Source organism: Micromonospora psammae (assembly GCF_036902725.1).
Taxonomy (GTDB): Bacteria; Actinomycetota; Actinomycetes; order Mycobacteriales; family Micromonosporaceae; genus Micromonospora.
On sequence record NZ_JBAKHM010000002.1, the window covers coordinates 444,886 to 465,893 of the forward strand.

15 protein-coding genes and 1 pseudogene are annotated in these 21,008 nt (G+C 71.0%); 8 read left to right on the plus strand and 8 right to left on the minus strand.

All coding sequences use genetic code 11. The features are described 5' to 3' along the window. Window positions 1-200 precede the first annotated feature (200 nt). On the plus strand, window positions 201-4,664 hold the full coding sequence (locus V6U79_RS05440; RefSeq protein WP_334613847.1) for a HAMP domain-containing hybrid sensor histidine kinase/response regulator: 4,464 nt from the start codon (window positions 201-203) through the stop codon (window positions 4,662-4,664). A gap of 32 nt (window positions 4,665-4,696) precedes the next feature. Here the strand turns inward: V6U79_RS05440 and V6U79_RS29760 are convergent. Continuing rightward, window positions 4,697-5,154: pseudogene (locus tag V6U79_RS29760) on the minus strand (kynureninase/PvdN C-terminal domain-containing protein). 620 nt (window positions 5,155-5,774) lie between these two features. Between V6U79_RS29760 and V6U79_RS05450 the strand changes: the two are divergent. After that, complete coding sequence (locus V6U79_RS05450) at window positions 5,775-6,902, plus strand: tryptophan dimethylallyltransferase family protein (protein WP_334613717.1); 1,128 nt, start codon at window positions 5,775-5,777, stop codon at window positions 6,900-6,902. 19 nt (window positions 6,903-6,921) lie between these two features. Further along, entirely contained in the window at window positions 6,922-8,349 is a 1,428-nt protein-coding gene (locus tag V6U79_RS05455; RefSeq protein WP_334613718.1) for a tryptophanase, read from the plus strand. Window positions 8,350-8,443: 94 nt separating this feature from the next. On the opposite strand, the gene V6U79_RS05460 is transcribed toward V6U79_RS05455, so the two are convergent. From V6U79_RS05460 to V6U79_RS05490, 7 genes are all read right to left on the minus strand, one after another. Continuing rightward, window positions 8,444-9,004 carry a GTP-binding protein gene (locus tag V6U79_RS05460; RefSeq protein WP_334613848.1) on the minus strand — a complete coding sequence of 187 codons (561 nt, stop codon included), beginning with the start codon at window positions 9,002-9,004 and terminating at the stop codon, window positions 8,444-8,446. Between the two features lie 13 nt (window positions 9,005-9,017). Further along, the gene (locus tag V6U79_RS05465; RefSeq protein ID WP_334521642.1) at window positions 9,018-9,383 is read right to left on the minus strand and encodes a DUF742 domain-containing protein; all 366 of its coding nucleotides are present in this window, start codon (window positions 9,381-9,383) and stop codon (window positions 9,018-9,020) included. Then, window positions 9,380-9,814, minus strand: a complete 435-nt coding sequence (locus tag V6U79_RS05470) for a roadblock/LC7 domain-containing protein (protein WP_334613720.1) — start codon at window positions 9,812-9,814, stop codon at window positions 9,380-9,382. Before V6U79_RS05470 ends, V6U79_RS05465 begins: the two co-directional genes overlap by 4 nt. Then, on the minus strand, window positions 9,811-12,192 hold the full coding sequence (locus V6U79_RS05475; RefSeq protein WP_334613722.1) for a sensor histidine kinase: 2,382 nt from the start codon (window positions 12,190-12,192) through the stop codon (window positions 9,811-9,813). The genes V6U79_RS05470 and V6U79_RS05475 overlap by 4 nt, the downstream gene beginning before the upstream one ends. Window positions 12,193-12,684: 492 nt before the next feature. After that, window positions 12,685-14,064, minus strand: coding sequence for a glycosyl hydrolase family 18 protein (locus V6U79_RS05480; protein ID WP_334613724.1), 1,380 nt, complete (start codon window positions 14,062-14,064; stop codon window positions 12,685-12,687). Window positions 14,065-14,408: 344 nt separating this feature from the next. Beyond that, complete coding sequence (locus V6U79_RS05485) at window positions 14,409-15,113, minus strand: TetR/AcrR family transcriptional regulator (protein ID WP_334613725.1); 705 nt, start codon at window positions 15,111-15,113, stop codon at window positions 14,409-14,411. Continuing rightward, on the minus strand, window positions 15,110-16,324 hold the full coding sequence (locus V6U79_RS05490) for an acyl-CoA dehydrogenase family protein (protein ID WP_334613726.1): 1,215 nt from the start codon (window positions 16,322-16,324) through the stop codon (window positions 15,110-15,112). The genes V6U79_RS05485 and V6U79_RS05490 overlap by 4 nt, the downstream gene beginning before the upstream one ends. Window positions 16,325-16,421: 97 nt before the next feature. On the opposite strand from V6U79_RS05490, the gene V6U79_RS05495 reads away from it, so the two are divergent. The 5 genes from V6U79_RS05495 to V6U79_RS05515 all read left to right on the plus strand — a co-directional run bounded on the left by V6U79_RS05495 (window position 16,422) and on the right by V6U79_RS05515 (window position 21,006). Continuing rightward, the gene (locus tag V6U79_RS05495; protein WP_334613727.1) at window positions 16,422-17,198 is read left to right on the plus strand and encodes an SDR family NAD(P)-dependent oxidoreductase; all 777 of its coding nucleotides are present in this window, start codon (window positions 16,422-16,424) and stop codon (window positions 17,196-17,198) included. Between the two features lie 228 nt (window positions 17,199-17,426). Further along, entirely contained in the window at window positions 17,427-18,242 is an 816-nt protein-coding gene (locus tag V6U79_RS05500; protein WP_334613729.1) for an ABC transporter ATP-binding protein, read from the plus strand. After that, the gene (locus tag V6U79_RS05505; protein ID WP_334521620.1) at window positions 18,239-18,955 is read left to right on the plus strand and encodes an ABC transporter ATP-binding protein; all 717 of its coding nucleotides are present in this window, start codon (window positions 18,239-18,241) and stop codon (window positions 18,953-18,955) included. The genes V6U79_RS05500 and V6U79_RS05505 overlap by 4 nt, the downstream gene beginning before the upstream one ends. 33 nt (window positions 18,956-18,988) lie before the next feature. Beyond that, window positions 18,989-19,867, plus strand: a complete 879-nt coding sequence (locus V6U79_RS05510) for a branched-chain amino acid ABC transporter permease (RefSeq protein WP_334613731.1) — start codon at window positions 18,989-18,991, stop codon at window positions 19,865-19,867. Further along, a complete protein-coding gene (locus V6U79_RS05515) occupies window positions 19,864-21,006 on the plus strand; it encodes a branched-chain amino acid ABC transporter permease (protein WP_334521615.1) in 1,143 nt (380 codons plus the stop codon). The genes V6U79_RS05510 and V6U79_RS05515 overlap by 4 nt, the downstream gene beginning before the upstream one ends. Window positions 21,007-21,008: the final 2 nt, after the last annotated feature.

Here is a 21,008-nt window from a genome sequence, read left to right on the forward strand (position 1 = left end):
AGCTCAGGCCGGTCCCTGCCGGTCCACCGGCGAGAGGCCGGCCGGTCGCCGCCGATGCTGCGGTTCCACCGACCGGTGTGCATACTTGCGCGGTTGATGTTGTACCGGCGGGTAGGCCCTCCGGTGGCTGCGCATAGGTGGTTCTGGTGCTCGAGAACACGGCGACCCGACGGTCCGGGGCGAGCGGTACCGGCTCACCGATGGCCGACCCGGGGTTGCGGCAGTTGCTGGCGGGTCTGACCGCCGTTCGCGACGGTGACTTCGGCACCCGGCTGCCGGAGGACGCCGACGGCCTGCTGGGGGAGATCGCCACCGTCTTCAACGGCATGGTCGACCAGCTGTCGCTGTTCACCTCAGAGGTGACCCGGGTCGCCCGGGAGGTCGGCACCGAGGGGCAGCTGGGCGGTCAGGCCGAGGTGCCCGGCGTGTCGGGCACCTGGAAGGACCTCACCGACTCGGTCAACGCGATGGCGGGCAACCTCACCGACCAGGTCCGCGACATCGCGGAGGTGGCCACCGCGGTGGCCCGGGGCGACCTGTCGCAGAAGATCACCGTGGACGTCCGGGGCGAGATCCTGGAGCTGAAGGTGACCATCAACACGATGGTGGACCAGTTGTCCAGCTTCGCCGACGAGGTGACCCGGGTGGCGCGTGAGGTGGGCAGCGAGGGCCGCCTCGGTGGTCAGGCCGAGGTGCCGGGCGTGGCGGGCACCTGGCGGGACCTGACCGACTCGGTGAACTTCATGGCCGGCAATCTGACCAGCCAGGTCCGCAACATCGCGCAGGTCACCACCGCGGTCGCCCAGGGCGACCTGTCGCAGAAGATCACTGTGGACGCGCGCGGCGAGATCCTGGAGCTCAAGAGCACCATCAACACGATGGTGGACCAGCTGTCCAGCTTCGCCGCCGAGGTGACCCGGGTCGCGCGGGAGGTGGGCACCGACGGGCGACTCGGCGGGCAGGCCCAGGTCACCGGGGTCGCCGGCACCTGGCGCGACCTGACCGACTCGGTGAACTCGATGGCCGGCAACCTCACCGACCAGGTCCGCAGCATCGCGCAGGTGGCCACCGCGGTGGCCCGGGGTGACCTGTCGCAGAAGATCACCGTCACCGCGCACGGGGAGATCCTGGAGCTGAAGAGCACCATCAACACGATGGTGGACCAGCTCTCCTCCTTCGCCGACGAGGTGACCCGGGTCGCCCGGGAGGTGGGCACCGAGGGTCGGCTCGGCGGTCAGGCCGACGTCAAGGGCGTCTCCGGCACCTGGAAGGACCTCACCGAGTCGGTCAACGTCATGGCCGACAACCTCACTGCCCAGGTGCGCAGCATCGCCGAGGTGACCACCGCCGTCGCCAAGGGCGACCTGACCCAGAAGATCCGGGTCGACGCCCGGGGGGAGATTCTGGCGCTCAAGGAGACCATCAACACGATGGTCGACCAGCTCTCCGCGTTCGCCGACGAGGTGACCCGGGTGGCCCGGGAGGTCGGCACCGAGGGCCGCCTCGGTGGGCAGGCGCGGGTGCTCAACGTCGGTGGCACCTGGAAGGACCTGACCGACAACGTCAACGAGATGGCCAACAACCTGACCAACCAGGTGCGCTCGATCGCCCTGGTCGCCACCGCCGTGGCCCAGGGCGACCTGAGCCGGCAGATCACCGTGGAGGCGAAGGGCGAGGTTGCGGTGCTCGCCCAGACCATCAACACGATGGTCGGCACGCTCGGGGCCTTCGCCGACGAGGTGACCCGGGTGGCCCGGGAGGTCGGCACCGAGGGCCGCCTGGGCGGTCAGGCGCGGGTGCCCAACGTGGCCGGCACCTGGAAGGACCTGACCGACAACGTCAACTCGATGGCGAACAACCTCACCGGCCAGGTCCGCAACATCGCGCAGGTCACCACCGCGGTCGCCCAGGGCGACCTGACCAAGAAGATCGACGTGGACGCCCGCGGGGAGATCCTGGAGCTCAAGACCACCATCAACACGATGGTGGACCAGCTGTCCAGCTTCGCCGCCGAGGTCACCCGGGTGGCGCGTGAGGTGGGCAGCGAGGGCCGCCTCGGCGGTCAGGCCGAGGTCGAGGGCGTCTCCGGTACGTGGAAGCGGCTGACCGAGAACGTCAACGAGCTGGCCGGCAACCTGACCCGGCAGGTCCGCGCGATCGCCGAGGTGACCAGCGCCGTCGCCACCGGCGACCTGACCCGGTCCATCACCGTGGACGCCCCGGGCGAGGTCGGCGAGCTCAAGGACAACATCAACTCGATGGTGGAGTCGCTGCGCGAGACCACCCGCACCAACCAGGAACAGGACTGGCTCAAGACCAACCTGGCCCGGATCTCCGGGCTCATGCAGGGCCACCGCGACCTCGAGGTGGTCGCCGGCCTGGTGATGAACGAGCTGGCCCCGCTGGTCTCGGCGCAGCTGGGCACCTTCCTGCTGGTCGACGACACGGCCGACGGGGCGGCCCTGCGGGTCGTCGGCGGGTACGGCCACGACGCCGCGCGCCGCCGCTACGCCCTCGGCGACTCGCTGGTGGGACAGGCGGCGGTGAGCAAGCGGCCGATCGTGGTGGACGCGGTGCCGGCCGACTACGTCACCGTCTCCTCCAGCCTCGGCGCCGCCGTGCCGCTGCACCTGGTGGTGCTGCCGATCCTCTTCGAGGACCAGGTCCTCGGCGTCATCGAGCTGGCCAGCATGAGCCGCTTCACCGAGATCCAGCGGGACTTCCTCGACCAGCTGACCGAGACCATCGGCGTCAACGTCAACACGATCGTCGCCAACGCCCGTACCGACGTGCTGCTCACCGAGTCCCAGCGCCTCGCCGGGGAGCTGCAGGCCCGCTCCGAGGAGTTGCAGGCCCGGTCGGAGGAGTTGCAGCGCTCCAACGCCGAGCTGGAGGACAAGGCGGCGCTGCTGGCCCGGCAGAATCACGACATCGAGACGAAGAACTCCGAGATCGAGCAGGCCCGCCAGGAGCTGGAGGCGCGGGCGCAGCAGCTCGCGCTGGCGTCGAAGTACAAGTCGGAGTTCCTGGCCAACATGAGCCACGAGCTGCGCACCCCGCTGAACTCGCTGCTCATCCTCGCCCAGATGCTCGCGCAGAACCCGGCGCGGAACCTCTCCGCGAAGCAGGTCGAGTACGCCACGGTCATCCACTCGGCGGGCACCGACCTGTTGCAGCTGATCAACGACATCCTGGACCTGTCCAAGGTCGAGGCCGGCAAGATGGACATCAACCCGGAGACGTTCGAGCTGTCCGCCCTGCGCGACTACGTCGACGCCACGTTCCGCCCGTTGACCACGCCGCGCGGGCTGGCACTGGACATCGTCACCGGTCCGGACGTGCCGACGGAGCTGCACACCGACGAGCAGCGGCTGCGGCAGGTGCTGCGCAACCTGGTCTCCAACGCGGTGAAGTTCACCGAGGCGGGTCGGGTGCAGCTGCGCATCGAGCGCGCCCGGGCCGATGAGCTGCCGGACACCTTCGCCGCGCACGACGAGGTGATCGCCTTCCGGGTCGTCGACACCGGCATCGGCATCGCCGAGCAGCACCTCACCGCGATCTTCGACGCCTTCCAGCAGGCCGACGGCACCACGAGCCGCCGCTACGGCGGCACCGGCCTGGGCCTGTCCATCAGCCGCGAGATCGCCCACCTGCTCGGTGGCCGGATCACCGCGCAGAGCGTCCTGGGCCAGGGCAGCACCTTCACCCTCTACCTGCCCGCCACCGGCGGCGCCGGTGGGACGCCGGTCGCCGGGGAGGCGAGCGCGCTGCTCGCCCTCACCGGCCCGCTCGCCGTCGCGTCGGCGCCGCGCCCGTCCTGGCGTACGGGGCAGCGGCGGTTGCTGGTGGTGGAGCACCACGAGATGGGTCTGCTCACCCTGCTGGCGCAGGGCGTCACGCTGGGGTTGACCGAGCCGTCGGTGGAGGTGGCGACCGCGGTGGACGTCGCGTCGGCCGTGGAGGCCCTCACGTCGCGCCGCCACCACCTGCTCGTCCTGCACCTGGAGATGCTCGACGACAGCGGCCACGAGCTGCTCAGGTCGCTGCACGACGACGAGGAGCTGCGCGGGATCCCGGTGCTGGCCTACCACGGCCAGCCGCTGAGCCCCGGGCAGGAGACGCTGTTGCAGGCGCTGGGCGGCGACCGGCCGCTGGAGGTCCTGCGCAGCCTCGACGACCTGCGTGAGCGCATCGCGCTGCACCTGTCGGCGGAGGTCCCGGAGCAGGTCGTGCCCTTCACGCCGTCGACCGCCGACGTCGCGCCGCTCGGGGATCCCGTCACCATGGCGCTGACCGGTCGCAAGGTCCTCGTGGTCGACGACGACGCCCGCAACGTCTTCGCCCTCACCAACATCCTCGAACTGCACGGCCTCGACGTCGTCTACGCCGAGAACGGCCGCAAGGGCGTCGAGACGCTGATGCGCCACGACGACATCGACCTGGTGCTGATGGACGTGATGATGCCGGAGATGGACGGATACGCGGCCACCGCCGCGATCCGCGCCATGCCCCGCTACGCCGACCTGCCGATCATCGCGGTCACCGCCAAGGCGATGCACGGCGACCGGGAGAAGAGCATCTCCTCCGGGGCCAGCGACTACGTCACCAAGCCGGTGGACGCTGACGACCTGCTGCACTGCATCCACCGGTGGTTGAACTCCTGACCCGACCCGGGCTCCGCCGCGCGGCGGAGCCCTCAGGTGACCCGGGAGGCGTCGCCCGACATCCGCTCGTAGGACCGGCGCGCGGCGATGTCGCGGAGCCGGTCCATCGCGTCCCACACGTCCACGAAGCGGGTGTAGAGCGCGGCCGGGCCGAGCCGCAGCCGGTCCGGCACGCGGTGGTCGCCGACCACCCGACCCTCGGTGGCCAGCGCGCGGGAGAGCCGCAGCGCCCCGGGTGGTGCAGCGAGACGTGCCCGCCGCGGCGCCGCGCGTCCCGGGGCGAGGCGACGGTGAAGCCGTACGGCGTGAGCCCGGCGTCGGCCAGCGTGACGATCGCGTCGCCGAGGCGCCGGCTCTTGTCCCGTACCCGCGCGATGCCCGCCTCGGCGAGGACGTCCAGCGCCGGGTCCAGCGCCGCCATGGACAGGATCGGCGGGGTGCCCACCTGGAACCGGTCCAGCTGCGGCGCCGGATCGTGGTCGGGGCCCATCCGGAACTGGTCCCGCTGGCCGAACCAGCCCTGGATCGGCTGCCGCAGCCGGGTGCGCAACCACAGGATGAGCGCGGTCGTGGACCGGCCCAGGAAAAATGTGACGGTCGGTGGGGAGGATCCTCGCCGTCGACCGGGATGGTGCGACGATCGCCAGCCGCGTTCAGGTCAGGCGACGGAGCTGACGTCCGCCGGGGAGACACTCACCTGCCCCGTCGGTCGCCAGGTAGAGCGGTCTGTCCTAAGTACTCACCGTGACGCCAGTGCCCAGGCTCCCTGGTCGCCTCACGCAATGAGGAAGTGCTGTTCCGCGCCACCACCGGGACGATTTCAGTCCTGAGTGGTTACTCAGCGAAACCGTCGATTCGCTTGTGACAATTGTCTCACTCGACAGGGCTCGGCTTGGTGATCACTATGTGGACTCATGGTCGTTGCCCGCACCGACTGTCCCGCTGGCAGAGCTGCGGCGGAACTACCGGAGCGGGCATCCAGCGAAAGGGTCGAGCGGCGGTACGGATGGCTTTTCGGCAACAGACGGTAACGCATCTTCGATGCGGCGGAATGTCGCCGTGCCGTTCACGCGGAACGACCTTACCGATGAATGTGAGATGGGAGAGCGAATGGGCGGCGAGTCCCTTCTCGAGCACCTGAACGGTCAACTGACTCGCTTGTGCGAGGTCGTCGGAACTGATTCGGGCATACCTTCGGAGATGCTCGCGAATCTTCTCGGATCCGCTGGCTCGCGATCGTTGGACGGCCCGCCGGCGTGGCCGTCGAACGTCGCGGACGATCACACCCCGGTGGAGTTCTCCATCGCCTTCAACGAGGGAGAGCCACCCACGTTGAGGGTTCTGGGTGAGGCGCTGGGGTCACCCCCGGGGGCGCTGGCGAACCTGTCGGCCGCGTACGACTTCATCGACGCGCAGGCCCACCGCCTCCAACTGTCGACCGCCCGGTTGGACCCGGTGCGGGACCTGTTCGCCACCGACGACCCCCAGGGAGAGTTCGCGCTCTGGTTCTCGCAGGTGTTTCGCAGCGGTCGGAGGCCTGAACTCAAGGTCTACCTCAATCCCGAGCTCCACGGTATCCAGCGGGCGCCTGAGCTGGTGGCCGAGGCGCTGCGCCGGCTCGGGCTCGGCGAGTCGTACCAGACCTTGCTGGACCACGGTGTTCGCCCGGGGAAACTGGGGCGCAAGGATCGGCTGACGTTCTTCGCGTTGGACCTGCACGACACGCCGCAGGCGCGCGTCAAGGTCTATCTGACGCACCACGACGCCGGGGTACGGGACGTGGTCCGGGCGGCGAGCGCGGTCGACGGCATCGACGGGGCGGAGCTCGCCGAGTTCTGCGAGGCGGCCGGTGGGGGCAGGGGCCCGTTCAGCGGCCGGCCCCTCGTGGGCAGCTACACCTTCACCGAGGGTGTGAAGAAGCCGGTCGGGTACAGCGTCTACGTGCCGATCCGTAGCTACGTCCGGGACGACGAGGAGGCCCGTGCCCGGGTGCTCGGGTTGCTGGCACGCTACGGTTTCGACGGCGCGCAGTTCGACCGGGCGATCAGCGCCGTCACGCGGCGATCGCTCCGCGACGGTGTCGGGCTGATCGCACACGTCTCGCTGCGGCTCGGCCCACCGCGGCCAGGTGTGACCGTCTACCTGTCCTCCGAGGCGTATCGGGTCCAACCGCCGCGTCGACGGCAGGTGCCGGCCTCTCGTGACCTGTCCGGCCGCTCCGCGGCCGGACGCCTCTGACCGTTCCCAAGGAGTGAGTGTGCCCGTGGATCCGCGCAGGACGTTACCGCCGTACCGGATCAAGGTGGTGGAACCGATTCCCATCCTCGGTGCCGAGGAGCGCCGGCTGGCCCTTGAGCAGGCTGGCTACAACCCGTTCAACCTGCGCGCGGACCAGATCACCATCGACCTGCTGTCCGATTCGGGCACGGGCGCGACCTCGGCCCAGCAGGAGGCCGCCGCGGCGCTCGGTGACGAGTCCTACGCCGGGGCGCGGTCATGGTTCCGGTTCCTCGACGAGGTTGGCGACCTCACCGGGTATCCGCACATCCTGCCGGTGCACCAGGGCCGCGCCGGCGAGCGGATCCTGTTCACCAGCCTGCTCAAGCCGGGCCAGATCTGCGTCAGCAACACCCATTTCGACACCACCCACGCGAACGTCAAGCTGGTGGGGGCGGAGCCGCGGGACCTGCCGTGCCCGGAAGCGGCCGATCTCGACAGCTCCGAACCGTTCAAGGGCAACATCGACCTGGCCGCGCTGGAGAGCCTCCTGACCGGGCCGGACGGGCACCGGGTCGGGCTGGTCCTGATGACCATCACCAACAACGGTCTCGGCGCGCAGCCGGTGTCCATGGCCAACCTCGAGGCCGTCGGAGAGCTGTGCCGGCGCCACCGGGTGCCGTACTTCCTGGACGCGGCCCGGTTCGCCGAGAACGCGTGGCTGGTCGGTCAGCGGGAGGCCGCCTACCGGGACTGGACGCCGCGGCAGATCGCCAACCGCGCGTTCCAGCTCGCGGACGGATGCGTCGTGAGCCTGAAGAAGGACGGCCTGTCGGCGATCGGGGGATTCATCGGGCTGCGCGACGGGGACCTGCACGCCCGCTGCGAGGCGAACCTCATCGCCACCGAAGGTTTCTCCACCTACGGGGGACTGGCCGGCCACGACCTCGAACGGCTGGCGCAGGGGGTACGGGAGGTGGTCGACCCGGCCTACCTGGGGGCCCGTGCGGCATCAACCGCCCGGTTCGCCCAGCTCGTCAACGAGGCGGGGGTGGAAACGGTCCAGCCGGCCGGCATCCACGCGTTGTACCTCAACGCCGGCAGACTGCTGCCGCACCTGTCCGCGGACCAGTTCCCGGGTCACTCCCTGGGGTGCCAGCTGTACCTCGACGGCGGCATCCGCTGCGCCGAGCTCGGGTCGCTCTACCTCGGCGGCCTCGACGACCAGCACCGGCTGGTGACCCCCGCTCCCTTCGAACTGGTCCGGTTGGCCATTCCGCGCCGGGTCTACACCGACACCCACCTGGAGTACGTGGCCGCGGTCCTCGCCGACATCGCCAAGGATCCCGAGCGGGTCTCCGGGTACCGGATCGTCTCGTCGCCGCCTCTGCTGCGTCACTTCAAGGTACGACTCGAACCGCTCGCCGCGGCGACCGGACCGACCACGCGGGTCGGCCCCAAGCCCTGATCCGGCGGACGGGTTGACGGGACCCCTACCCACGCACCCCTGGCCTCGACGCCTCGCGCGTCGAGGCCAGGTGCGTTTCCGGCGACCCGGCCGCTCAGGTGCCGACCGGCAGGCGTGACATGGCGTGCCGCACCAGCGCGATCAACGCCGCCGTGCTGGACGACCTGTCCCTGGCGTCGCACCACAGCAGCGGAACGGCCGGATCCAGCTTCAAGGCCGCACGGATCTCCTCTTCGTTGTACAGGCACTCGCCGAAGAAGCGGTTGACGGCCGCCACGAAGGGGATGTCCCGTCGCTCGAAGTAGTCGATGGCGGCGAAGCTGCTGTCCAGCCTCCTGGTGTCCACCAGCACGATCGCGCCGATGGCACCCTGGGCGAGCTCGTCCCAGATGAACCAGAACCGGTCCTGCCCCGGCGTGCCGAAGAGGTACAGCACGACGTCCGGGCTGATGGTGATGCGTCCGAAGTCCAGAGCGACCGTCGTGCGCGTCTTGTCCTCCACGCCCGTCACGTCGTCCACGCCGACGCTCTCCTGGGTCAGGATCTCCTCGGTCGTCAACGGAGCAATCTCGCTGACCGACCCGACCAGGGTGGTCTTGCCGGTGCCGAAGCCGCCCGCGACAACGATCTTTACCGACCTGCGATCCACGTGTATCTGTCCCTCTTGTCTAGAGTCCCTGGAGACCTGCGAGAACCGCTTCCAGCAACCGGCGATCCGTGATCTTTTCCTGCGCCGGCGATCCGACCGCCAGGAAGCCCTGGTCAAGGAGCACGTCGACCATGATCTTGGTGATGGTGAGCGGCCGATGCAGGTAGGCGCCCACCTCAGCGATGGAGATCCACTTGTCGCATCGGCTGACGATCTCCCGGTACTCCGGCTCCAGGCGCGCCGTGTCGACCGGGAGGGCGATCAGCTGCGTGGCCAGGTCCAGGTTCGTGTTGCGCGGACTCGTGCGCCCGTTGACCAAGATGTACAGAGGCACGAGCTTGCCGGCCTCGACCTCGTCGTCACCGTCCCACACGTCGTAGGTCATGTCGTGCGCGCCTCGTACCGGTCGTCCGAGGCCAGGCCGGCCGCTCGCGCCTCGGAGCCGAGATACTCACCGATCCGGGTGACCAGGCGGCTCATCTCGTAGGCGACCGTGCCCATGTCGACGCCCTGCTCGCAGAGGACGGCCAAGCGCGCGTTCTGCCCGGCGGCGGAGACGAACAGGGTCTGACCGAGATACTCGATGATGACCTGCTGCACGACCCCGCTGTCGAAGCGCCTGCCCATTCCGGCCGCGACGCTGTGCAGGGAGGACGCGCCGGCGGCCAGCAGCTCCGCCGCGTCCTGCGGCAGCGACGTCGATTTCTGAACGATCAGCCCATCTGTGGACAGGACGACTGCGTAGAGGACGTCGGGCACCTCTACGAGGCCGTCCAACATCCAGGTCAGATCGTTTCGCCCAGTCGAGTTGGTCACGCTTTTCCACCTTGATCGTTTCTGGTTTTCGTTTCCCGACCCGCGGCCCAGGCCTGCTGGTACGCCGCGAGCCGGTCCCGAGCCTCCTCGGGAGACCGGGTGCGACCCGCCAGCCCGGGGGACGCGGTGCGCGCCTCGCCGTCATCCCGCAACTGCGGCACGATGTGCTGTTGCGGATCCCGCTGCGGCAGGGCCGGGCGGGCAGCGGCCTGCGGGCCGGGCGAGCCGGCGTCGACCACAGTGGCCGCCGAGGATCCTGACTGGCGAGGAATGCCGACACTGCGGTTCGCCTGGTGACCGCTCATCACACCGCCCGTCCTCTGTCGGCTCTCGCCGTCGCGTGGGGTAGGTAGTGCCGGGCGCGCCTCGGCCGGGCCGGCGCCGACGGCAGCGGGTGCCGGAGCCTGAACCCGGGGGCTGCCACCAGCGCCATTCGGCACGGTGCGCGCCGCTTCCGCCGCGGGACGGCGTACGCCGGCATCGGTGCTGTCCACCACCGGCCCGGCGTCCATGACGCGGTCGGGCAGCAGCACGATCGCCAACAGTCCGCCGTACGCCGAGGTACGGAGGCTCACCTGGACGCCGTCGCGCTTGGCCAGCTCCGCCACGACGTGCAGGCCGACCTGTGCCCCGTCCTTGAGCGCCGTCACATCCGGCGTGGGCGCGGTCGCCAGCAGCTCGTTCGCGCGCTCCAGAGCATCGGGTCGCATCCCCATGCCGGCGTCTTCGATCTCCACCGCGACCCCGCGCTTGACCTGGTTGCAGGTGACCCACACGGTGGTCGTCGGCGGAGAGAACGCCAGCGCGTTGTCCAGCAGTTCGGCCAGCAGGTGGATCGTTCCGGCGACCGCGTGCCCCGCCACCGCCATGTCGGGCGCGCTGCGCAGGGTGATCCGCTGGTACTGCTGCGCCTCGGCGAATGCCGCCAACAACACCCGCCGCAACGGCACCGGCTTCTGGAACCGCCGACCGATCTGCCCGCCCGCCAGGATGACCAGGTTCTCCAGGAAGCGTCGGGTCTGCGCGAGCTGGTGGTTGATGTCGAACAGGTCCGTCAACAGCTTCTCGTCACCGACCCGGTTCTGCAGGTCCTCGATGACCTTCAGGCCACGCTGCAGGGGACGCTGAGGACGGCGCGCGACGCCCATCAGCATCGCCATGCCGGCCGCCCGGGTCTTCGCCTCGTCGACCGCCGCGGCGGCCGCGGCCTGCATGGACCTGTTGATGACGTCCGCGACCTCGCCGATCTCGTCGCTTCCGTAGTCCTGGCTGGGAAGCTCGACGGCGAGGTCGACGCTCTCCCGTCGGCGTAGGCGTTCCATGATGGCGGGCAGGCGCTGATCCACGACCGCCGCGGCGTCGCGACCCAGTTGCGCCAGGCGCACGGACAGCGCCTGGTCCACCAGCACCTGCGACTGGCGCATCGCCCACACGATCGCGGCGATCGCGATGGCCAACGCGATCAGACTTCCCAGGGACGCGGCCAGCAGCTGGTTGTTGCCGGTACGCAGCGCCTCGGCGGAAACCTCGTTCGCCTGCGCGACGGTCAGGCCGATCAACTCGTCGGACACCTCACGGGTGAGGGTCTCCCAGGTGGCACTGTCGATGGGCAGGTTTCGGGGCACCTTGTTGTTGCGCCACTGGCCGGCGGAGACGATCGCGTCCTCCGCGACGGCGAGCCTCTTCCACGACTCACTCGCCACGAGCTTGTCGTAACGCGCGCGCGCGTCGGGCCGCAGGTGCGTAGCCACGTGCGACAGGCTGAAGTGGTAGGCGGACACCAGCCTGGCGAATTCCAGGTGGTCCTCCGGGGCCAGTGTCCGGGATCCGAAGGCGACGTCCATCGTCGACCCGGCCCGGGACATGAGGTCACTGGCCTGGAAGGTTTCGGTGGCCACGATGCCGCCCTGGGACGCCGTGGCATCGGGCACGATCCGCGCCTGGGTGTCGAAGAGGTCGGTCGCGGTGTTCAGCAGCCCGTTGTAGAAGTCGTAGACACGCTGCTGATCGGCCGACCGGGCGTCGACCCGGCTGCGAATGCTCGCGATCTGGTCCAGTTGGTCCGTCAGGGTCTTCCATTGGGTGGTGATGGACTGCGGGGCGTTGGCCAGCGCCGAGTCGGCGACCGCGCGAAGCGCCGCCAGCCGCTGATCGGTCTGCTGTCGCTGTTCGAGCAGGCCCTGCAGGTCTTTCGACGTCTGGGCCAGGTAGGCGACACTCAACCGCCGTTCCTGCTGGATCGAGGCCAGCGCGGGAACCGCGGGGATCGACACCTTGCGGACCCCGTTGGCCACTTCCCGGTTGTAGAAACCCTGGAAGACAAGGTATCCGGACGCCACGAGCCACAGCGCCAGGGCGACCACACTGGGGATGAGCACCAGCCTGATGATGCGCCGCTTGATGGATCGCTGCCGACCACGGCGTCCACCGGAGGTCCCTGTCCGAACGCCGCTGTCCGGGTCGCGCTGCACGCCCGCCCGGTCTGGCTGATTTTGCACTACTGGTATCCAATCACGGGCAGCCCAAAGTAGACAGCGAATCGATCCTGCCGTCGACGCCGTCGCGTACGCGACCATACCGGTGTGTCCGCTTTCGCACTACCCCGCCCGGCCCGGTGCTTGAAAGCCCTTTTCAGGTGCACTACTTGTCAACTTTCGGTCACCGCGTGCTCAGGTCGGTGTGTGCCGTCGCGGCGCACTTCCCGAGCCGCGTCGGGGCCGCCACTGTGGTCCAACTGCCCGACCAGGGTGGACAGTCGGCTCGCGCGGGTCTGGGCCGCCGGAGGGCCTGACGGGCCGTTCCGCGCGTACCACCGGCGCGGGCGGGCCCCCTGCTGCGCCGTGGCGGCAACAGGGGGCCCCGGGTACCGGTCAGGCGGGCAGGCGCCAGACCTGGTTGGCGCCGCCGAAGCAGTCCCAGATCTGGAGCCGGGTGCCGTCGGTGGAGCTGTTGCCGGTGGCGTCCAGGCACTTGTTCGCCTGCGGGTTGCGCAGCGTGCCGTTGGACTGGGCCTGCCAGACCTGGGCGCCGGTGCCGTTGCACTCCCAGAGCTGGACCTTCGCGCCGTTGACGGTGGAGCCGCTGGTCACGTCGGCGCACTTGCCGAGGGCGCGCAGGGTCCCGTCGGTCGCCACGGTCCAGTTCTGCGCGCCGGTGCCGTTGCAGGTCCAGAGCTGGACGGCGGTGCCGTTGGTGGTGCCGGCGCCGGCGACGTCGACGCACTTGCCGGCGATCCCGGTGATCGGGCCGGTACGGCCGCTGGGCGGCGGGGTGGTGCCGCCCATGACGGTGTCGTAGATCGCGCTGACCAGGGAGGTCGAGCCGGTGGTGTCCTGGGACAACTCCCAGTTCATCATTCCGCCGGCGTTGGCCAGCGCCCACTGGGTCTTGCGCTTGACGGTCGGGATGCCGTTGTAGCACTGCTGCGTCCCGGCGACCGTGGTGCAGTCCCGGTTGGCGTTGGCCGGGTCCATCGCGACCAGCGCCGAGTAGGTGTAGTAGCCGGGCCGGCTGTAGAAGGGGACCCCGAACACGGCCTTGCTGGCGGGCAGGCCGCGCGACTTCCAGAGGTTGATGCTGGCGACCGACCAGTCGTAGTTGGCGTGCGGGCTGCCGCCGTCGTACGCCATGATGTTCAGCCAGTCGACGTAGCCGAACACGGCGGTCGGCACGCCCTGCACGTAGGTGCCCTCGGAGACGACGGCGGCGGTGAGCAGCTTCCCCCGGCTGTGCAGGGCACTGCTCAGCTGCTGCATCAGCAGGCTGTAGTTGGTGGCCGAGGCGCCCGGGTCCGGGTACTCCCAGTCCATGTCGACGCCGTCGAGGTTGTACTGGTTGACGAAGTTGACCACGTTGGTGACGAAGTTGCCGCGGCTGCCGGCGTTGGCGGCGAGCGCCTCGAAGGCGGAGTCGTTGCCGTCGTTCCAGCCGCCGATGGCGATGGAGACCTTGACGTTGTTGGCGTGGCCGAGGGAGACCAGCGAGGAGAGCTTGCCGGGATTCTCCACCGGGCGCAGGCTGCCGTCGTTGTTGGGCAGTACGAAGGCGTAGTTGATGTGGGTCAGCTTGCCGTACTGGACGGTGTTGACGTCGCCGGCCCAGGAGGGCATGTAGCCGACGCTCTTGAAGTTGTTCGGCAGTACGACGGCCTCGGCGGCGGCCGGGGTCAGGACGAGGGTGGCAGCGGCGGTGACCAGCGCGAGCAGGCCGGCGGCGAGGGGAGAGCGGCGGCGGGGACGTGATGAGAACATCGAGGGCCTTCCCGTGGACGGGGCGCGGTGCGGTGCCGCCCGCAGGCGGCTGGCGCGGCCAGCCGCCGGACGGGACGTACGGCAGGAGACGGGGGACGGTCTTCCTCGAGGAAGCCAAATCTTAAAGAGTGTTAACTATCCGCGTCAACGAGGACGCTCGATGAAATGGGGAGGTCAGCCGGGCGGTCGGCCCTCGGCCCCGGCGCGCTTCCGCCTCGACGGCGGCCGACCGGGCCGGCCCCGAAGGGCCGCTACCCGCAGATGTCGACACCCAACGAGCCTGATACCTCGGTGAACCAGTGTGGCCCGGCGCGCCGGCACCGGGCTGGACGGGCCGTCTCGGGTCAGGAGTCCGTCGCGGGCCGGGCGGTGTCGTCGCCGCGGCGGCCGGTCGGCGGGTGGCCGGTCGGCTCCGATCCGGTCGGGGCGCGCAGGCCACCGACGAAGAGCGCGACGAGCTGCTGACCGACCTCGGCGAAGCTCAGTGGCCCGTCCGGGTGGAACCACGTGTGGATGTTGCCCAGGGCGCTGAGGAAGGTGTGCGTGATCACCGTGGCGGAGACGTCGGTGCGGACCACGCCGCTGGCCTGGCCCTCCCGGACCAGGTCCCGGAACAGGTCGTGGTAGCGGCGGCGTTCCCGGCGGGTGGCCTCGGCGTGCTCGCCGTCGAGCAGGTGCGCCGAGCGGGCCCAGACGGTGAGCTCGTCGAGGTGCTCGGCGGTGTGCGCGACGACGTCGAGGGCGGCGGCGCGCAGTCGCTGCTCCACCGGTCCGGCGCCACCGGCGATGTCGCGCAGCCGCTCGGTCTGCTCGGCGAGCAGCTCCCGGTAGATGCTGGCGAGCAGCTCCGACTTCGACCCGAACCAGTGGTACAGCGCCCCCTTGGTGACCGCCGCGGCCGCCACGATCTCCTGCACGCTGGTCGCCTCGTAGCCGCGCCGGGCGAAGAGTTCGGTGGCGGCCGCGACGATGCTCTGCCGGGCCGAGCCGCGCGGCGCCCGCCGCCGCACCGCGGCGGGGGTGGGTGGACCGGCGGTCGTGACGCTCACCGCGACTCCAGCTGGCGGCGGATCTCGCGCCGGGCGACGTCGCGTACGTGCACCTCGTCCGGACCGTCGGCGATGCGCAGGGTGCGGGCGCCGGCGTACATCGAGGCGAGCGGGAAGTCGTCGGAGACGCCGGCCCCGCCGTGCACCTGGATGGCCCGGTCCAGCACCTCCAGCGCGACCCGCGGCGCGATCACCTTGATGGCGGCGATCTCGGTGCGGGCGGCCTTCGCGCCGTACCTGTCGATCATCCAGGCGGCCTTGAGGGTGAGCAGCCGCGCCTGCTCGATCGCCATCCGCGACTCGGCGATCTGCTGCTGTACCACGCCCTGCCGGGCCAGTTCCTGGCCGAAGGCGACCCGGCTGGTCGCCCGCTGCACCATCAGGCTGAGCGCGCGCTCGGCCAGGCCGATGGCGCGCATGCAGTGGTGGATGCGTCCGGGGCCGAGCCGGGCCTGGGCGAGGGCGAAGCCGCCGCCCTCCTCGCCGAGCAGGTGCGACGCGGGCACCCGGACGTCGGTGAAGACCACCTCGCCGTGGCCGTGCTGGTCGTGGTAGCCGAAGACGGGCAGCGAGCGGACCACCTCGACGCCGGGGGTGTCCACCGGCACCAGGACCATCGACTGCTGGCGGTGGGTGTCGGCCGACGGGTCGGTCTTGCCCATCAGGATCATGATGGCGCAGCGCGGGTCGGCGATGCCGGTGGTCCACCACTTGCGGCCGTTGATGACGTACGAGTCGCCGTCGCGGACGATGCGGGTGGAGATGTTGGTGGCGTCGCTGGAGGCCACGTCCGGCTCGGTCATCGCGAACGCCGAGCGGATCTCCCCGGCGAGCAGCGGGCGCAGCCAGCGCTCCTGCTGCTCGGCGGTGCCGAACATGTGCAGGATCTCCATGTTGCCGGTGTCCGGCGCCGCGCAGTTGGTGGCCTCCGGGGCGAGTTCGATGGAGCGGCCCATCAGCTCGGCCAGCGGGGCGTACTCCAGGTTGGTCAGCCCGGAGAGGGCGGGCAGGAACAGGTTCCACAACCCCCGGCGGCGGGCCTCGGCCTTGAGCTCCTCCACCACGGCGGGCAGGTGGTGCCGCCGGCCGGCCGCCGCCAGCTCGGCCCGCTGGGCCGCGTAGACCGGCTCGGCCGGGTAGACGTGGTCGTCCATGAACTCCTGGAGTCGCTTGAGGTGCTCGGTGGCGCGGGCGCTCGGTTCGAAGTCCATCGCTGCCTCCCCATTGACGCGCGTGTCGGCGGCTCGCTACCGTCGCCGGACGCCGAACATACCGGCTGGTCGGTACGGCGTCCAGAGCATCGCGAGCGTGAGGAGCACCAGGGTGAGCGTGATGGACCGGTTCCGCCTCGACGGGAAGGTCGCCGTGGTCACCGGCGCCTCCTCCGGCCTGGGAGTGTCCTTCGCCCGCGCGCTCGCCGAGGCCGGCGCCGACGTCGTGCTCGGCGCCCGCCGCGTCGAGCGGCTGCCGGAGACCGGCGCGCTGGTGGAGAAGGCCGGCCGGCGGTACGCGGCCCGCGCCACCGACGTCAGCCGGCCCGAGGACTGCGAGGCGCTGGTCGCCACCGCGATCGAGCACTTCGGACGGGTGGACGTGCTGGTCAACAACGCCGGCGTCGGCACCGCCGTGCCCGCCACCCGGGAGACACCGGAGCAGTTCCGCGCCGTCGTCGAGGTCAACCTGATGGGCAGCTACTGGATGGCCCAGGCCTTCGCCCGGGCGGCCACGCACGGTGGGGCGATCGTCAACATCTCCAGCGTGATCGGCCTGCGCCCCGGCGGGATCCCGCAGGCCGCGTACGCCTCCAGCAAGGCCGGCGTCATCGGGCTGACCCGCGACCTGGCCGCGCAGTGGACCGGCCGCAAGGGCATCCGGGTCAACTGCATCGCCCCCGGCTTTTTCGCCTCCGAGATGAGCGACCAGCTGGAGCCGGGCACCTTCGAGCTGGTCAAGGCGCTGGCGCCGGCGGGCCGCCTCGGCGAGCACGAGGAACTCGCCGCCACGGTGATCTGGCTGGCCAGCGACGCCTCGTCGTACGTCACCGGGGTGACCGTCCCGGTCGACGGCGGTCTCGTGATGCCATGACGCCGCTGGGGGAGGGGAACGATGCACAGCGAGTGCAACAGCCCGGGCCCGACCGCAGTCCACCTCGCCGCCGAAGTCCTGACAGGACACGTCAAGCGTCACATCGCCGTAACGAAGTCATTGACCGACGCCGCTTGAAAAGTACACTCCCGGTGTAATAACGAGCCCCATGCTTCGCCCGAGCCGCCCAGCGAACCCTCCGTCGCCGCGTCCCCGCAAGAGGTGAAGATGAGCCCTCCACCCGGCATCGAGTTGGCCCTCCACGACGTCGGCGTACGCTTCGGCGGGCTGGTCGCGCTCGACGACGTCTCCCTGCGGGTGCCGCCCGGCCGGATCGTCGGGGTGATCGGCCCCAACGGCGCCGGCAAGACCACCCTGTTCAACGTGGTCTGCGGCTTCGTCGCACCGACCAGCGGCTCGCTCACCCTCGACGGCCAGCCGTTCCGGCCGCGCCCGCACCGGCTCACCCGGCTCGGCATCGCCCGTACGTTGCAGGGCGTCGGCCTCTTCCCCGGCCTCACCGTCTGCGAGAACGTCATGGCCGGCGCCCAGCACGCCGCCCGCGCCGGCTTCGCCGCCGCCCTGTTCGGCCTGCCGCGCAGCGACCGGGACGAGCGGCGGCTGCGGGCCGAGGCGCTCGACCTGCTCACCGAGCTGGGCGTCGCGCGGCACGCCGCCGCGGCTCCCGCCACCCTGCCGTACGCCGTGCGCAAACGGGTCGCCCTCGCCCGCGCGCTGATCGCCCGGCCCCGCCTGCTCCTGCTCGACGAACCGGCCGGCGGGCTCAGCACCGAGGACATCACCGAGCTGGCCGACCTCATCAGGGCGCTGCCCGACCGCGCGGACGGGGCCTGCTCGATCATGCTGGTCGAGCACCACATGGACCTGGTCATGACCGTCTGCCACCAGATCGTGGTGCTCGACTTCGGCCGGGTCATCGCCACCGGCACCCCTGAGCAGATCCGCGACGACCCGCTGGTGACCGAGGCGTACCTCGGCGCCGACGTGCCCGCCGAGGCGACCGGCACGGGGGTCGGGTCGTGACGGACATCCTCCAGGTCGAGCGGCTCAGCGCCGGCTACGGGCCGGTGCCGGTGCTGCGCGAGGTCACGCTCGACGTGCCCACCGGGACGATCGCCGCCGTGCTCGGCGCCAACGGCGCGGGCAAGACCACCCTGCTGCGGACCCTGTCCGGCCTGCTGCGGCCCACCGGCGGCCGGGTCCGCTTCGACGGCGAGGACCTGCGCGGCGTACCCGTCGAGCGACTCGTGCGGCGGGGCCTGGCCCACGTGCCGGAGGGACGCGGCGTCGTCGCCGAACTGACCGTCGAGGAGAACCTGCGCCTCGGCGGGCTGTGGCGCCGGGACCGGGCCGACGCCCGGCGCGCGCAGGACGAGGTGTACCAGCTCTTCGAGCCGCTGGCCCGGCGGCGGCGGCACGCCGGTCACCAGCTCTCCGGCGGGGAGCGGCAGATGCTCGCCCTCGGCCGGGCGCTGATCGCCCGTCCCCGGCTGCTGCTGCTCGACGAGCCGTCGCTCGGCCTCGCCCCCCGGGTCACCGCCCAGATCATGGCGCTGCTGCGCCGGCTCTGCGACAGCAGCGGCCTGACCGTGCTGCTCGTCGAGCAGAACGTGCGCAGCGCCCTCTCCGTCGCCGACCAGGGCGTGGTGATGTCGCTGGGCCGGGTCGTCATGGCCACCCCGGCGGCGCAGCTGCGCGACGACGAGCAACTCCGCCACGCCTACCTCGGGTTCTGACCGCCCGCCCCGTCCCGCAGGAAGGATCCGCGCTTGGACCGGTTCTTGTTCCTCACCTTCGACGGGCTCTCCACCGGCGCCGTCTACGCGGCGTTCGCCCTCGCCCTGGTGCTCATCTGGCGGGCGGCCCGTCTGGTCAACTTCGCGCAGGGCGCGATGGCGGTGGCGACCGCGTACGTCGGCTACGCCGTCGTCTCCGCGACCGGCTCGTACTGGCTGGGCCTCGGCGCCGCGGTGCTCGCCGGACTCGCGTTGGGCGCGCTCGTCGAACGGGTGCTGATGCGCTTCGTCGGCCACGCCAACCCGCTCAACGACGTGATCGTCGCCCTCGGCCTGGTGCTGCTGATCCAGGCGGTGCTCGGCATGGTCTTCGGCAACGAGTACCGGCCGACCGCGGTGCCGTTCGACACCGACGCGCTCACCGTCGGCGGGATCACCGCCGTGTCCCCGTACGACCTGTGGGTCCTCGGCGCGGTCGTGGTGGTCGTGGCGCTGCTGGCCCTGCTGTTCACCCGTACCCCGATCGGCCTGCGGATGCGGGCGTCGGCCTTCGCGCCCGAGGTGTCCCGGCTGCTCGGCGTGGACGTCTCCCGGATGCTCACCCTGGGCTGGGCGCTGGCCGCCGCGGTCGGCGCCCTCGCCGGCATGCTGGTCGTCCCCACCGGGCTGGGACTGCACCCGCACGCGATGGACCTGGTCTTCGTCATCGCGTTCACCGCCGCCGTGGTCGGCGGCCTGGACAGCCCCGCCGGCGCGGTGGTCGGCGGCCTGCTCGTCGGCCTGATCCTGTCGTACGTCACCGGCTACCTCGGCCCCGACACCACGCCGCTGGCCATCCTCGTCCTGCTGCTGGCGGTCCTCCTGGTCCGCCCCGGCGGGCTCTTCTCCAGCGTGAGAGCGAGGCACGTGTGACCGCGACCCGGCCCACCGACGTGTCCAGGACGGACCGGCCCTCCGGCGGGCCGTCGCCGCTGCGCCGGCTGCTGCCCGGCCCGCCGGGCATCCTCGCGCCGGGCGGGTCGACGCTGCTGCGCCACCTGATCCTGGCGGTGCTCGCCGGCACCCTCGTGGTGCTGCTGACCAACCAGCTGCCGCCGTACCAGAACCTCCAGGTGGCACGGGTCTGCGCGTTCCTCTGCGTCACCGCCGGCTACACCGTCCTGGTCGGGCTCAACGGTCAGCTCTCCCTCGGGCACGGGGCGCTGATGGCGACCGGCGCGTACACGGTGGCCCTGACGCGGCAGGCCTTCGACGAGCGGGCGGCGCAGGGCCGGTGGGTCCTGCCGCTGGCCCTGCTGCTCGCGGTCGTGGTGACCGCGGCGGCGGGACTGGTCATCGGGCTGGCCGCCGCCCGGCTGCGCGGGCCGTACCTGGCCGGCGTCACCCTCGCCGTCGCCACGCTGGTCCCGGCGATCACCACGATCTTCACCGGCGTCTTCAACGGGGAGCAGGGGCTGCGCTTCCCGGCCGAGACGCCGCCGGCGTTCCTCGGCCCGTACTTCCAGCCGGAGCGTTGGCTGGCCTGGGTGGCGCTGCTCGCCGCGCTGACCACCATGCTGCTGATGGCGAACCTGGTGCGCAGCCGGTTCGGCCGGTCGCTGCGCGCCGTCCGCGACGACGAGGTGGCCGCCCGGCTCGCCGGTATCCAGGTGGCCGGTATCCAGGTGGCCGCCTTCGTGGTGAGCGCCGCCTGCGCCGGCCTGGGCGGCGGCGTCTACGCGGTGCTGACCGCCACCGTCGCGCCCGGCAAGTTCTCCCTCGAATTGTCGCTGTTCCTGCTGATGGCGATCGTCATCGGTGGGCTGGGCAGCCTGGCCGGCGCGGTCTGGGGGGCGGTCCTGCTGGTGGCGTTGCAGGACCTGCCGAGCCTGCTCACCGAGACCTTCACCCTGCCGTCGGGCCTGGCCCAGCGGCTGGAGGGCAACCTCGCCCTCGCCGTGTTCGGTCTGATCCTCATCGTCGTCATGCTCGCGGCCCCGGGCGGTGTGCAGGGCGTCGCCCGCCGGCTCACCGCCCGTCTCGGGCCGCGTCGGCGGGCTCCGCGCCGCTGACC